This is a genomic window from Cellulomonas fengjieae (assembly GCF_018388465.1).
GTDB classification, from domain to species: Bacteria; Actinomycetota; Actinomycetes; order Actinomycetales; family Cellulomonadaceae; genus Cellulomonas; species Cellulomonas fengjieae.
Genome location: NZ_CP074404.1, coordinates 729,233 through 742,292 on the forward strand (window position 1 = coordinate 729,233; position 13,060 = coordinate 742,292).

The 13,060-nt window shown below is 73.0% G+C and carries 13 protein-coding genes; 5 read left to right on the forward strand and 8 right to left on the reverse strand.

Annotated features, from left to right (window positions below; genetic code table 11):
- The first annotated feature begins 4 nt into the window (after positions 1-4).
- Complete coding sequence (locus tag KG102_RS03370; RefSeq protein WP_208209887.1) at positions 5-1,261, forward strand: ABC transporter ATP-binding protein; 1,257 nt, start codon at positions 5-7, stop codon at positions 1,259-1,261.
- Between the two features lie 75 nt (positions 1,262-1,336).
- On the opposite strand, the gene KG102_RS03375 is transcribed toward KG102_RS03370, so the two are convergent.
- The 3 genes from KG102_RS03375 to xseA all read right to left on the reverse strand — a co-directional run bounded on the left by KG102_RS03375 (position 1,337) and on the right by xseA (position 3,865).
- Positions 1,337-2,269, reverse strand: coding sequence for a carbohydrate kinase family protein (locus tag KG102_RS03375; RefSeq protein ID WP_208290481.1), 933 nt, complete (start codon positions 2,267-2,269; stop codon positions 1,337-1,339).
- Positions 2,266-2,529, reverse strand: coding sequence for an exodeoxyribonuclease VII small subunit (locus tag KG102_RS03380; protein WP_372438461.1), 264 nt, complete (start codon positions 2,527-2,529; stop codon positions 2,266-2,268). Before KG102_RS03380 ends, KG102_RS03375 begins: the two co-directional genes overlap by 4 nt.
- Before the next feature lie 64 nt (positions 2,530-2,593).
- Positions 2,594-3,865 carry an exodeoxyribonuclease VII large subunit gene (gene xseA, locus KG102_RS03385; RefSeq protein ID WP_208290480.1) on the reverse strand — a complete coding sequence of 424 codons (1,272 nt, stop codon included), beginning with the start codon at positions 3,863-3,865 and terminating at the stop codon, positions 2,594-2,596.
- A gap of 148 nt (positions 3,866-4,013) precedes the next feature.
- Between xseA and KG102_RS03390 the strand changes: the two genes are divergently transcribed.
- A complete protein-coding gene (locus KG102_RS03390; protein WP_208290479.1) occupies positions 4,014-5,072 on the forward strand; it encodes a 4-hydroxy-3-methylbut-2-enyl diphosphate reductase in 1,059 nt (352 codons plus the stop codon).
- A 6-nt stretch (positions 5,073-5,078) separates the two neighbouring features.
- On the opposite strand, the gene KG102_RS03395 is transcribed toward KG102_RS03390, so the two are convergent.
- Entirely contained in the window at positions 5,079-6,455 is a 1,377-nt protein-coding gene (locus KG102_RS03395) for a DNA recombination protein RmuC (protein WP_243885157.1), read from the reverse strand.
- A 76-nt stretch (positions 6,456-6,531) separates the two neighbouring features.
- On the opposite strand from KG102_RS03395, the gene KG102_RS03400 reads away from it, so the two are divergent.
- Genes KG102_RS03400 through ychF form a run of 3 tightly spaced genes read left to right on the forward strand, consistent with a single transcriptional unit; the run spans position 6,532 to position 9,935 of the window.
- The gene (locus KG102_RS03400) at positions 6,532-7,299 is read left to right on the forward strand and encodes an ABC transporter ATP-binding protein (protein ID WP_243885156.1); all 768 of its coding nucleotides are present in this window, start codon (positions 6,532-6,534) and stop codon (positions 7,297-7,299) included.
- Positions 7,275-8,834, forward strand: a complete 1,560-nt coding sequence (locus KG102_RS03405) for a hypothetical protein (protein WP_208290477.1) — start codon at positions 7,275-7,277, stop codon at positions 8,832-8,834. The genes KG102_RS03400 and KG102_RS03405 overlap by 25 nt, the downstream gene beginning before the upstream one ends.
- A gap of 27 nt (positions 8,835-8,861) precedes the next feature.
- Positions 8,862-9,935 (forward strand): redox-regulated ATPase YchF, encoded by a 1,074-nt coding sequence (gene ychF, locus KG102_RS03410; RefSeq protein ID WP_208209880.1) that lies wholly within the window; start codon positions 8,862-8,864, stop codon positions 9,933-9,935.
- Positions 9,936-9,989: 54 nt separating this feature from the next.
- Here ychF and KG102_RS03415 read toward each other — a convergent pair whose 3' ends face one another.
- The 4 genes from KG102_RS03415 to KG102_RS03430 form a co-directional block, all read right to left on the reverse strand.
- The gene (locus tag KG102_RS03415; protein ID WP_208290476.1) at positions 9,990-10,574 is read right to left on the reverse strand and encodes a DapH/DapD/GlmU-related protein; all 585 of its coding nucleotides are present in this window, start codon (positions 10,572-10,574) and stop codon (positions 9,990-9,992) included.
- 131 nt (positions 10,575-10,705) lie between these two features.
- Entirely contained in the window at positions 10,706-10,993 is a 288-nt protein-coding gene (locus tag KG102_RS03420) for a metal-sensitive transcriptional regulator (protein ID WP_208210933.1), read from the reverse strand.
- Positions 10,994-11,137: 144 nt separating this feature from the next.
- Positions 11,138-12,844 (reverse strand): FAD-dependent oxidoreductase, encoded by a 1,707-nt coding sequence (locus KG102_RS03425; RefSeq protein WP_208290475.1) that lies wholly within the window; start codon positions 12,842-12,844, stop codon positions 11,138-11,140.
- On the reverse strand, positions 12,841-13,032 hold the full coding sequence (locus KG102_RS03430; protein ID WP_208290474.1) for a rhodanese-like domain-containing protein: 192 nt from the start codon (positions 13,030-13,032) through the stop codon (positions 12,841-12,843). Before KG102_RS03430 ends, KG102_RS03425 begins: the two co-directional genes overlap by 4 nt.
- Between the last annotated feature and the right edge of the window lie 28 nt (positions 13,033-13,060).

A 13,060-nucleotide genomic window follows, 5' to 3' on the forward strand; every position in this document is an offset into this window, starting at 1 on the left:
TCCGATGGCCGCCATCACCCTCAAGGACATCGTCAAGCAGTACGGCGACGGCTTCCTCGCCGTGAAGGGCGTGAGCCTGGACATCGCCGACGGCGAGTTCGTCATCCTTGTCGGCCCGTCGGGGTGCGGGAAGTCGACGCTGCTGCGCATGATCGTGGGCCTCGAGGACATCACCGCGGGCGAGCTCACGATCGGCGGCGTCCGGGTCAACGAGAAGGCCCCGCGCGACCGCAAGCTCGCCATGGTGTTCCAGAACTACGCCCTCTACCCGCACCTGACGGTCTTCGAGAACATCGCCTTCCCGCTGCGGCTGCAGAAGGGCCAGTTCACGGAGGAGCAGGTCCGCGAGAAGGTCGAGTTCGCGGCGAAGACCCTCGAGCTGCAGGACCACCTCGACCGCAAGCCGGCCAACCTCTCCGGTGGCCAGCGGCAGCGGGTCGCGATGGGCCGCGCCATCGTCCGCGACGCCGAGGCGTTCCTCTTCGACGAGCCGCTGTCCAACCTGGACGCCAAGCTGCGTGGCCAGATGCGCACCGAGATCGCCCGGATGCAGCGCCGGCTCGGCACGACGACGGTCTACGTCACGCACGACCAGACCGAGGCCATGACCCTCGGCGACCGCGTGGCCGTGCTCCGCAAGGGCGAGCTCCAGCAGGTGGCCAGTCCGCGCGGGCTGTACGAGCAGCCGAAGAACCTGTTCGTCGCCGGCTTCATCGGGTCGCCGCCCATGAACTTCCTCCCGGGCACCGTCGAGGGCTCGACCCTCAAGCTCCCCTTCGCCGCCGCGCCCATCTCCGCGGAGCTCGCCCCGAAGCTGCGCGGCAAGGAGCTCGTCATCGTCGGCATCCGTCCCGAGCACTTCGCGGACGCCACCCTGCTCGAGGACCACAAGCGCGCGTCGGGTGTCACGTTCACCGCACCGGTGGACGTCACCGAGTGGCTCGGCTCCGAGCTCTACGCGTACCTCCCGTTCGAGACCAACCCGGAGGTCGCGACGACGCTCGAGGAGCTGGACCGTGACCTCGACGGCGAGGGCCTGCGCACCCAGCTCATCGTCACGCTCGGCTCGGAGACCAAGGTGCGTGACGGCGTCGACGCGGAGCTGTGGTTCGACCCGGCCCGGATGATGGTGTTCGACCCGGAGACGGGGGAGAACCTCACCTGGGACGGCGAGCTGGCGCAGACGCTGGACCGCGAGAACGAGGCCGACCGCAAGGCCTCGCTGGAGCGCGCTCAGGCTCGCGAGAAGGCCACCGCCTGACCTCCTCGACCACAGCGTCCGAGCAGATGGCGGCCAGGGGCCACATCTGCTCGGACGTTGCCGTGGGGGCGGCGCTCAGCCCAGCTCGGACAGCCGCGGGGGATTGGCGCCCGCGCGGGACACGGTGATCGCGGCGATGCGCGCGCAGCGCTCCAGCACGGCCTGCACGGTCGCGGGATCCGCGTCGGCCAGCGCCTGGCGCCGATCCGCCCCGAGCAGCCCCGCGGACCACAGGCCGTCGATCAGCCCGCCCATGAAGGAGTCGCCGGCGCCGACGGTGTCGGCGACGTGCACCTTCGGTGCCTCGACGGAGATCCGCGCACCCGCCGACGTGCTCGCGAACGCACCCTCGCCGCCGTGCGTCACCACGACGAGCGACGGCCCCGACCGGCTCCACTCCTCCGCGATCTCCGCCGGCGCCACGCCGGGGTGCAGCCAGGCCAGGTCCTCGTCGCTGACCTTCACCACGTCCGCCTGCCGGACGAGCCCGTCCACGACCGGCAGGGCGTGCTCCCGGGACCCCATGAGCACCGGACGGAGGTTCGGGTCGTACGTGATGGTCGACGACTCGTGGCGCCGCCCCACGATCGCCGCGACCGCCGCGCCGCCGGGCTGCAGCACGGTCGCGATCGACCCGGTGTGGATGACGAGCGGGTCCCCCGGCTCCTCGTCCCACGTCTCGGGCAGGTCCCACTCGAGGTCGAACTCGTACGACGCGACCCCGGCCTCGTCGATGTGCGCCGCCGCCACGGGCGTGTGCAGCGCCGAGCGGTTGCCCACCGGGACGTTCACGCCGGAGCCGCGCAGGTGCCGGCGGACGAGGTCGCCGTAGGCGTCGTTCCCCAGCCAGGTGAGCAGGTCCACGCGCCGACCGAGGCGCCCGAGCCCCAGGGCCACGTTGGCCGGGCTGCCGCCGGGGTGCTCCGAGCGGGTGCCGTCGGGTCGGGTGACGACGTCGATGAGCGCCTCGCCGAGGACGAGGGCCCGTTGGTCCGGCGGTGTGGTCATCGTGACTCCTCCTCGGCCGGCACGGCGGTGTCGCGCACGGCGCTGAGCCGCTCGCGCGCGCCGTCCAGCCACGTCTGGCACCGCGTGGCGAGTGCCTCGCCGCGCTCCCAGAGGGCCAGCGACTCCTCGAGCGTCGCGGCACCGGCCTCGAGCCGCGCGACGACGGCGACGAGCTCGTCCCGCGCCTCCTCGTAGCCGAGGTCGGCCACGTCGGCGTGGGGATCGGACGGCGGGGACTGCGAGGGCTTGGGCACAAGCACAGTCAATCAGGAGCGGCGCGTGACCGACGGTCGACGCATGGAGCCGGCCGCCCGCGTACCCGGATCAGGCGTCGGTGACCGTCGCCGCGAGCTCGCCGCGCGCCACGCGGATCCGCAGGGCGTCGTCCGCCGCTACCTCGGCCGGGTCCCGCACCACGTACCCGTCGGCGCGCCGCACGACGGCGTACCCCCGGTCGAGCGTGGCCGCGGGCGAGAGCGCGCGTACCTGGGCGGCGAGCCCGGCCACCTCGGCGCGACCGTGCACCAGCGCGGTGTGCAGCGAGCGGCGCGCGCTCTCCCGCAGGGCGAGGACCCGGTGCTCGTGCAGGTCCACCACCGTGGTCGGGTTGGCCAGCACCGGGCGGCTGCGCCAGTGGTCGAGCGCGGTCTGCTCCCGCGTCAGCCGCATGGTCAGGGCGGCCCGGGCGCGCAGCCGCGCCTGCGTGAGGCGCGCCCGCTCCTCGCTGACGTCGGGCACGACCCGCTTGGCGGCGTCGGTCGGGGTCGAGGCGCGGAAGTCGGCGACCAGGTCGAGCAGGGGGGTGTCGAGGTGGTGCCCGATCGCGCTGACCAGAGGCGTGCGGCAGGCCGCCGCGACGCGCACCAGCGACTCGTTGCTGAACGGCAGGAGGTCCTCGAACGAGCCGCCGCCGCGCGCCACCACGATGACCTCGACGCGCGGGTCCCGGTCCAGCTCGGCGATCGCCGCGCTGACCTCGGGCACGGCGCGCGGCCCCTGCACCGTCACGCGCCGGATCTCGAACTGCACCGCCGACCACCGGGCGCGAGCGTTGGACACCACGTCGTGCTCGGCGTCGCCCTGCTGCGCGACGATCAGCCCGACGACCGCCGGCAGGAACGGCAGCGCGCGCTTGCGTGACGGCTCGAAGAGCCCTTCGGCGCCGAGGATGCCCTTGAGGTGCTCGATCCGCGCGAGCAGCTCACCCAGGCCCACGAGCCGCACGTCGTCGGCCGCGAACGTCAGCGTGCCCTTCTTCGCGTGGAACTGCGGCCGGGCGTGGACGACGAGGTGCGAGCCGTCCGCGAGCTTCTCGGCGAGCCGACCGATCGCACCGGCCGGAGCCGTGACCGACAGCGACATGTCGAGGTCGGTGTCCCGCAGGGTGAGGAAGTAGAGGGTGTTCCACTTCTTCAGGTTCAGCACCTGGCCCTCGACCCAGACCGGCGGCATCTTCGCGATGTAGTCCGCGATCTTCGGGGCGAGGTGCCGGACGGGCCACGGGCGGTCCGGCGTCGTGTCCGCGGCGCGCAGCGGGGGACCGGCCGCCGCCGGGGTGCTCAGGGGACCGGTGCTCACGCCCTCAGCCTGCCTCATGGCGCCGACACGGCGACAACCGACCCCGATCGGCGGACGGCGCCGGGACGAGACCGCATGTGTCGGCGCCGTGCGGGTCGGGTGCAGGTCACATCCGCGGGCACCCTCCCGACCCGGCCGGCTCGACCTGCCGAACTAGACTCGCACCGTGACCTCTGCGACCGTCCCCGCCCCCGGCGCGCCCGTCGGGCCGACCGCCACCGGCAAGCGCGTCCTGCTGGCCGCTCCGCGCGGGTACTGCGCGGGCGTGGACCGCGCCGTCATCGCGGTGGAGAAGGCGCTCGAGCACTACGGCTCCCCGGTGTACGTGCGCAAGGAGATCGTGCACAACAAGTACGTCGTCGAGACGCTGGCGGCCCGCGGTGCGGTGTTCGTCGACGACACCGACGAGGTGCCCGAGGGCGCCCGCGTGGTGTTCTCGGCGCACGGCGTCTCGCCGGCGGTGCACGCCGCGGCGGCCGTGCGCAACCTGCAGACGATCGACGCGACGTGCCCCCTGGTCACCAAGGTGCACAAGGAGGCCGTGCGGTTCGCGTCCGAGGACTACGACATCCTGCTCATCGGCCACGACGGGCACGAGGAGGTCGAGGGGACCTACGGCGAGGCGCCGGACCACATCCAGGTGGTGAACTCGCCGGACGCCGTGGCCGACCTGGTCGTGCGCGATCCCGACCGGCTCATCTGGATCTCCCAGACCACGCTCTCGGTGGACGAGACCATGGACACCGTCCGGCGTCTGCGCGAGCGGTTCCCCAACCTGCAGGACCCGCCCAGCGACGACATCTGCTACGCCACGCAGAACCGCCAGGTGGCCGTCAAGAAGCTCGCCCCCGAGTGCGACCTCGTCATCACGGTCGGCTCCGCCAACTCCTCGAACTCGGTCCGGCTGGTCGAGGTCGCCCTCGACGCCGGCGCCCGGACGTCCTACCGCGTCGACCGGGCCTCCGAGATCGACCTCGCGTGGCTCGACGGCGTCCGGACCGTCGGGGTGACCTCGGGCGCCTCGGTCCCCGAGATCCTGGTCCGGGACGTGCTCGCGCTGCTGGCTGAGCACGGTTTCGGGGACGTCGAGGAGGTCCGCACGGCCACCGAGGACCTCATGTTCTCGCTGCCCCGCGAGCTGCGCGCCGACCTCAAGGCCGCCGGCAAGGCGCCCGCCACGCCGCGCCGCGAGGGTCGCCGCTCGCTGGACGTCCAGCCCGCCTGACGACCCTCAGGCGCTCGACGCGTCCGGGGTGGCTAGCCCGTCGCGCAGGGCCCGCTCGTCCCGCAGCGCCCGTTCGTCCCGCAGCGCCCGTTCGTCGCGGTCGGCGCCGCCGTCGAACATGACGATCAGCTCGTCCGCCGAGGCCACGAGCTCCGGTGCGCTCACCGCGGACAGCTGCGGGTTGGCCGGCGCCGGTGTGGGCAGGTCCCCGTCCACGACGTGCAGGTCGGCGAACCGGCGGGCGCTGACCAGCACGCGCGTCTCGAGCGACGACACGGTCTGGTTGTACGCACCGGCCGCCGCGTCGATGGCGCGGCCCAGCTTGGCCAGGTGCGCGCCCATGGTGGCCAGCCGGCCGTGCAGCTCCTTGCCGAGCGACAGGACCGCCTGCGCGTTGCTGGCCAGCGCGTCCTGCCGCCACGCGTACGAGACGGTCCGCAGCAGGGCGAGCAGCGTGGTGGGCGTGGCGATGACGACGTTGCGCTCGAACGCGTACTCGATCAGCGCGGGGTCCTGCTCGGCGGCCGCGTGCAGGAACGACTCGGCCGGCACGAACATGACGACGAACTCCGGCGCCGGGGCGAACTGGTCCCAGTAGCGCTTGGCGGACAGGTCGTCGACGTGCGCGCGCACGTGCCGGGCGTGCGCCGCCAGCCGGTCCGCGCGGACGCGCTCGTCGGTGGCCTGCGCCGCGTCGAGGAACCCGAGGAACGCGACCTTGGCGTCCACGACGACGTTCTTGCCGCCGGCCAGCTTGATCACCATGTCGGGGCGCAGGAGCCCGTCGTCGGTGCGCACCTGGTCCTGCTCGACGAAGTCGACGTGGGCGAGCATGCCCGCTGCCTCGACCACCCGCTTGAGCTGCAGCTCACCCCACTTGCCGCGCACCTGGGACGAGCGCAGGGCCGTGACCAGCTGGGCCGTCTCACCACGCAGGTGCTCGGACGCCTGGTGCATGGCGCGCACCTGCTCACCCAGGGCCGCATGGCCGGCCGCGCGCGCCTGCTCCGCCGTGGACAGCTCGGCGCGCACCTGGTCGAGGGTGCGGGACAGCGGCTCGACCATCGCGCGCACCGCCTGCTCACGCTGCGCGAGCTCGCCGACCTGCGTCTGGTGGTCCGCGGCGAACCGCTGGTGCGCGAGGGCGAGGAACTGGTCGGTGCTCGTGGCCAGCGCGTCGGCCGCGAGCGCCCGGAACTGGTCCGCGAGCCGGTCGGAGTCCGCCAGCCGCGCCTGCGCGCCGTGCCGCTCCGCCTCCAGCAGCGCCTGGGCCCGCGCCGCCGCCAGGTCCGCCGCGCGCAGTCGCCGCGACGCGAGCAGCCAGCCCCCGAGGGCGCCGACAGCGGCACCGATCACGAGCCCGAGCAGCAGTCCTGTGTCCATGCGCCCCAGGCTGCCAGCCGCCACCGACATCCCTGGTCAGGACCCACGGGCGCGCCTCGCCGTCTACGGTGTACCGATGGTGAACGCACCCGCCCTCGAGCTGCGCGGACTGTGGCGCAAGTTCGGTGACAAGATCGCAGTCTCCGGCATCGACCTCGTCGTCCCGGCCGGCTCCTTCTACGGGCTCGTCGGGCCCAACGGAGCCGGGAAGACCACCACGCTGTCGATGGCCACGGGCCTCCTGCAGCCCGACTTCGGCACCGTGCTGGTGCACGGGCAGGACCTGTGGGCCGACCCTGTGGCGGTCAAGGGCATGCTCGGCGTCCTGCCCGACGGGGTCCGCCTGTTCGACCGGCTCACCGGTCAGCAGCTCATCACCTACGCGGGCCTGCTGCAGGGCCTCGACCGCGAGACGGTCGCCACCCGCGCGACGGACCTGCTCGCCGCGCTGGACCTGCGCGCGGACGCCGACAAGCTCGTCGTGGAGTACTCCGCGGGCATGACCAAGAAGGTCGCGCTGGCGTGCGCGCTGGTCCACGCACCGCGGCTGCTGGTGCTCGACGAGCCGTTCGAGGCCGTCGACCCCGTCTCGGCCGCGAACATCCGCGACATCCTTGCCTCCTACGTCCGCTCCGGTGGCACGGTGATCGTGTCGTCGCACGTCATGGACCTGGTCCAGCGCATGTGCGACCACGTCGCCGTGATCGCGGCCGGGCACGTGCTGGCGGCCGGCACGATCGACGAGGTACGCGGCGGGAGCACGCTCGAGGACCGGTTCGTGGACCTGGTCGGCGGTCGGGTGAGCGGGGAAGGACTGGCGTGGTTGCGCACCTCCTCCGTCTGAAGCTCACCCTCCTGCGCAACTCGTTGCGCCGCAGCCCGTGGCAGGTCGTCGGGCTCGCCGTCGCCGTGCTGTACGGGCTCGGCGCCCTGGCCGGTGTGGTCATCGGGATGGCGGTGGTCAGCGTGCAGGAGCCCGACATCCGCGGGCTCGTCGTGGTCCTGCTCGGGTCCCTGCTGGTGCTGGGCTGGTGGGTGGTGCCGCTGCTCGCGTTCGGTCTCGACGCCACGATCGACCCGGCCCGGTTCGTCACGTTCGCCATCCCGCGGCGGTCCCTGCTCACCGGCCTGGCGCTCGCGGGGGTGGTGGGCGTCCCCGGCGTCGTGACCCTCGTGTCGGTGCTGGCCATGGCGGGCGTGTGGTGGCGGACACCCGCTGCCCTCGTGGCGGGCATCGTGTGCGCCGTGGTCGCGCTGGCCACGTGCGTCCTCGGCTCGCGGGCCACCACGTCGCTCGCGTCCGGCCTGCTGGCCGGACGCCGATTCCGCGAGGTGATGGCGGCGGTGGCCGTGCTGCCGATCATCGTGATCGGTCCCGTGCTGGGTCGGCTCACCGACGGCGGCCTGCCGAGCGCCGCGACCGTGGAGCAGCTCGCCGACGTGCTCGCGTGGACGCCGTTCGGTGCCGTCTGGGCGGTGCCCGGCGACGTCGCTGCGGGCCAGTGGGGCCTCGCCGCCGCCCGCTTCGCCATCGCACTGGCCACGGTGGCCGTCGTGGCCGTCGTCTGGGACCGGGCGCTCGCGCACGCGCTGGTCAACCCGGCCCACGAGAAGGCGTCCGGCAAGGGCCACGGGCTCGGCTGGTTCGATCGCCTGCCCGCGACGCCGCTGGGCGCGGTGACCGCGCGCTGCCTCACCTACTGGGCGCGCGATCCCCGCTACGCGCTCGCCGTGGCCGTCGTGCCGGTCCTGGCGATCGTCCTGTACGTCGTGAGTCCCGGCGGCGCCCTGGTCCTGCTCATCGCGCCGATCACCGGCTACCTCATGGGGTGGGGCATCTCCGCCGACGTGGCCTACGACGGCACGGCGTTCTGGACGCACGTCGCCGCCCCGCTGCGCGGGCACGTGGACCGCCTGGGCCGCGTGCTGGCCGCGGGGGCCATCGCGCTGCCGACGGTCACGCTGCTGGCCGTCGGCGCGGCGGTGCTCTCCGGCGACCCGTCCGCCGTCCCGGCGCTGCTGGGGGTGTCGCTGGGGGTGCTGCTCACGTCGCTCGGTGTGTCGAGCGTGCTGTCCGCGCTCGTCGTCTACCCGGTGCAGCTGCCCGGGGAGAACCCGTTCCAGTCGAAGCAGGGTGCGTCCACGGCCGCGGTGGTCTCCCAGCTCGCCGGCTCGCTCGCGATCATGGTGCTGTGCCTGCCGGAGGGGCTCCTGGCGCTCATGGCCATCCGCAGCGGCTCGGCGGCCCTCGGCTGGGCGGCCCTGGCGGTCGGGCTCGTGCTCGGCGCGCTGCTCCTGGCGATCGGCGTCCGGCTCGGCGGCCGCACCCTAGACCGCACCGCTCCCGACCTGCTGCGCCGGATCGTGGCGTTCGCCTGACGAGGGGCCCCCGTAGACTTTCCCCCCGTGGCACTCACAATCGGCATCGTCGGCCTGCCCAACGTCGGCAAGTCCACCCTCTTCAACGCCCTGACCCGCGCGCAGGTCCTCGCGGCGAACTACCCGTTCGCGACGATCGAGCCCAACGTCGGCGTCGTGCCGCTGCCCGACCCTCGCCTGGACAAGCTCGCGGAGCTGTTCGGCTCCGAGCGCATCGTGCCGGCGACCGTGTCGTTCGTGGACATCGCCGGCATCGTCAAGGGCGCCAGCGAGGGCGAGGGCCTGGGCAACAAGTTCCTGGCCAACATCCGCGAGGCCGACGCCATCTGCCAGGTCACGCGCGTGTTCGCCGACCCCGACGTGGTGCACGTCTCCGGTGAGGTGAACCCCAAGGACGACATCGAGATCATCGCCACCGAGCTGATCCTCGCGGACCTGCAGACCCTCGAGAAGGCGATCCCGCGCCTCGAGAAGGAGGTGCGGGCCAAGAAGGCCGAGCCCGGCCTGCTCGCCGCCGCGCAGGAGGCGCAGGCGATCCTCGAGACGGGCACGACCCTGTCGCAGAGCGGCAAGCAGATCGAGCACCTCGACGAGCTGCAGCTCATGACGAGCAAGCCGTTCATCTATGTGTTCAACACCGATGACGCAGGCCTGGCCGACACGGCCATGCAGGACTCGCTGCGCGCGCTGGTCGCTCCCGCCGACGCGATCTTCCTGGACGCGAAGTTCGAGTCGGAGCTGGTCGAGCTCGAGCCCGACGAGGCGCGCGAGATGCTCGCGGACAGCGGGCAGGAGGAGGCCGGCCTGGACCAGCTGGCGCGCGTCGGCTTCCACACCCTCGGCCTGCAGACCTACCTCACCGCCGGCCCGAAGGAAGCGCGCGCCTGGACCATCCACCAGGGCTGGACCGCCCCGCAGGCGGCCGGTGTCATCCACACCGACTTCCAGAAGGGCTTCATCAAGGCCGAGGTCATCTCGTTCGACGACCTCGTGGCCGCCGGCTCCGTCGCCGCGGCCCGCGCCGCCGGGAAGGCGCGCATCGAGGGCAAGGACTACGTCATGGCCGACGGCGACGTGGTGGAGTTCAGATTCAACGTGTAGCCCGATCGCGTGACGCCGCAATCGACTCGGTGAGTGCAGCGGCGTAGTCCCCGATCACCCGTCCTGCACCGTGCCCACCTGCTTCGCCGGCACGCCGACGACCACTGCACGCGGTGGCACGTCCTTGGTGACGACGGCCCCCGCACCCACGACCGCCCCGTCGCCGATGGTCACGCCAGGCAGCACCGTCACGTTTGCCCCGAACCACACACCTCGACCGACGACGACGGGAGCGGGGTGCAGGTCGGCTCGTCGGCTCGGCGACATGTCGTGGTTCAACGTCGTGATGACGGCGTTGTGGCCGATGAGGGATCCGTCGCCGATGTCGATCCCACCTTGGTCCTGGAACCGGCAGCCGCTGTTGACGAACACGTCCTCACCGAAGCGGAGGTTCTTGCCGAAGTCCGCGCTGAACGGTGGGAAGAGGTGGAAGGACTCAGGGACCTCGTGCCCGGTCAGCTCGCTCATCAGGGCCCGTACCTCGTCGGGGGAGTGATAGCGCCCGTTGAGCTCGGCGGTGATGCGTAGCGCCTCCTGGCTCGTGGCGTGGATGGCCACGTGGTGCGGCGAGCCTCCGGGGATCGTCTGTCCCGAGTTCAGTGCCTGCAGAAGTGCGTCGAGGCCGTGGATCTCCACCATGCGGAGACAGTATCTGGGTGTGAGCGGCGCCCCGGCGGGCGCGGTTACGGGACGGGGAGTCCGCTTCGACGTGTGGATCGACTGCGCCGCCGCGTCGTGCTGCTCGGCTGACGTAGGCCCTTCCTCGGGGGTCAGGCGAGCGACAGGAACAGCTTCTGCAGCTTGTCGACGTCGAGCGAGCCCGCGGCGTCCGGGTCGGTGAGGCACTGCTTCATGCCCGAGACGATGACGGCGAAGCCGGCGCGGTCGACGGCCTTGGAGACCGCGGACAGCTGGGTGACCACGTCCTCGCAGGAGCGACCCTCCTCGAGCATGCGGATGACGCCGGCGAGCTGGCCCTGGGCGCGCTTGAGCCGGTTCACGACCTTGACCAGCTCGGCCGCGTCGGGGGTGACGAGCACCGGCTCCACGTCGGTCATGAGGTCGGGCACGTGCACCGGTCCTGAGGCGCGACGCCGGCCATGACGGCGTCGGCGTGCTCGCCGCAGCCGGTCCAGGTGGTCTTGCCGCAGCGGGGGCAACGAGCGGGGCTGCACATAGGTGTCCTCCAGGGGTGGTGGGTGTCAGGACGTGCCGAGGCTCGGCTGGGCCGCCACGAGGGTGAGCCAGCCGCCGGACAGGTTACGGGCGTCGAGGCCCGAACCCCGCAGGATGCGGGTGGCCAGGTAGGAGCGCACGCCGCTGGCGCAGTGCACGCTGACGGGTCGCCCCGCCGCTGCGGCGCGGACCTCGTCGAGGCGGCCGCGCAGGTCGGTGTGCGGGATGTTGAGCGCCCCGGGCACGTGCCCGCCGGCGAACTCCTTCTCCGAGCGGACGTCGAGCACGAGGGTGGTCGCCAGGGCGTCGTCGAGGTCCCACGCCTGCCACTGCGGCATCGTGCCGTCGAGCGCGTTCTGGGCGACGAACCCGAGCATGTTCACGGCGTCCTTGGCGGAGCCGTACGGCGGCGCGTAGGCGAGCTCGAGCTCGGCCAGGTCGTCGGCGGTGAAGCCGGCCCGGATGGACGTCGCGAGGACGTCGATGCGCTTGTCGATGCCGTCGCGGCCCACGCCCTGCGCGCCCAGCAGGGTGCCGTCGGGGGCGAAGGTCGCCACCAGGTGCATCTGCTCGGCGCCGGGGAAGTAGCCGGCGTGGTGAGCGGTGTGGACGTGCACCACCTCGTGGGGGATGCCCTCGCGGCGCAGGGTGGCCTGGTTGGCGCCGGTGATCGCGGCGGTGAGCCCGAAGACGCGCACGATGGCGGTGCCCAGTACGGGGGCCTGTGGGGTGGTGCGGTGCCCGCAGATCGAGTCGGCGGCGCGTCGTCCCTGCCGGTTGGCCGGTCCGGCCAGGGGAACCGGACCCGTGGCGCCGGTGACCGCGTGGTGCACCTCGACCGCGTCGCCGACCGCCCAGACGTGCGGATCGGACGTGCGCTGGTCGCCGTCCACGCGGATCGCGCCCGTGGGGCCCAGGTCGAGGCCGGCGTCGGCGGCCAGCTGGGAGGCGGGGCGCACACCGACGTTGACGACCACCAGGTCGGCGGGCAGCCGGACGCCGTCGGACAGCGTCACCTCGGCGGCCCCGGTGTCGCCCGTGCCGACCGACGCCGCGCTCACGCCCAGGTGGAGGTCCACGCCGTGCGCCGCGAGCTCGTCGGACAGCAGCGGGGCCAGCTCGGCGTCCAGCGGCGGGAGCACGTGGTCGGCCAGCTCCACGAGGTGCACCTGCAGGCCGCGGTGGGCCAGGGCCTCGACGGCCTCGAGGCCGATGAACCCGGCGCCGACGACGACTGCGTGCGGTGCGTCGGCCGGGTCCCGACGGTCCAGGAGGCCCTCGACGACCGCCCGCAGCCCGTCGACGTCCGGGATCGTGCGCAGGGTGTGCACGGCCGGGTGGTCGAGGCCCGCGATCGGAGGTCGCACGCCGACGGCACCGGGGGCCAGGACGAGGGCGTCGTACGGCTCGCGGTACGAACCCTGCGCGGTCTCGACCGTCAGCGCGCGGGCGTCCCGGTCGATGGAGAGCACGCGGTGCCCGGTGCGGACGTCCAGGTTGAGCGCGGCGCCGAGCGTGGCCGGCGTGTGCAGCAGCAGGTCGTCGCGCCGCTCGATCTCGTCGGACAGGTGGTACGGGAGGCCGCAGCTGGCGAACGAGACGTAGTCGCTCTGCTCGAGCACCACGATCCGCGCCTGCTCGTCGAGCCGCCGGGCGCGGGCGGCGGCGGACATGCCGCCGGCAACGCCGCCCACGACGACGATGCGGCGAGGTGCGCTCGTCGGGGCGGTCATCGCGTCACCTCGCCGCCCGCGCGCTGCCACGCCGCCATGCCACCCGACAGGCTGGTGGCCTGGAACCCCATGCTCCGCAGCTGCTGGGCGCCCGAGCGTGAGCGCATGCCGGACGCGCAGACCACGACGAGGCTCGCGTGTCGGTCGAGGAAGGACCGGCGGGACGTGCTCGTGGGGGTGGTGCTCATCGGTGTCTCCAATCGACGCCTCCAATAA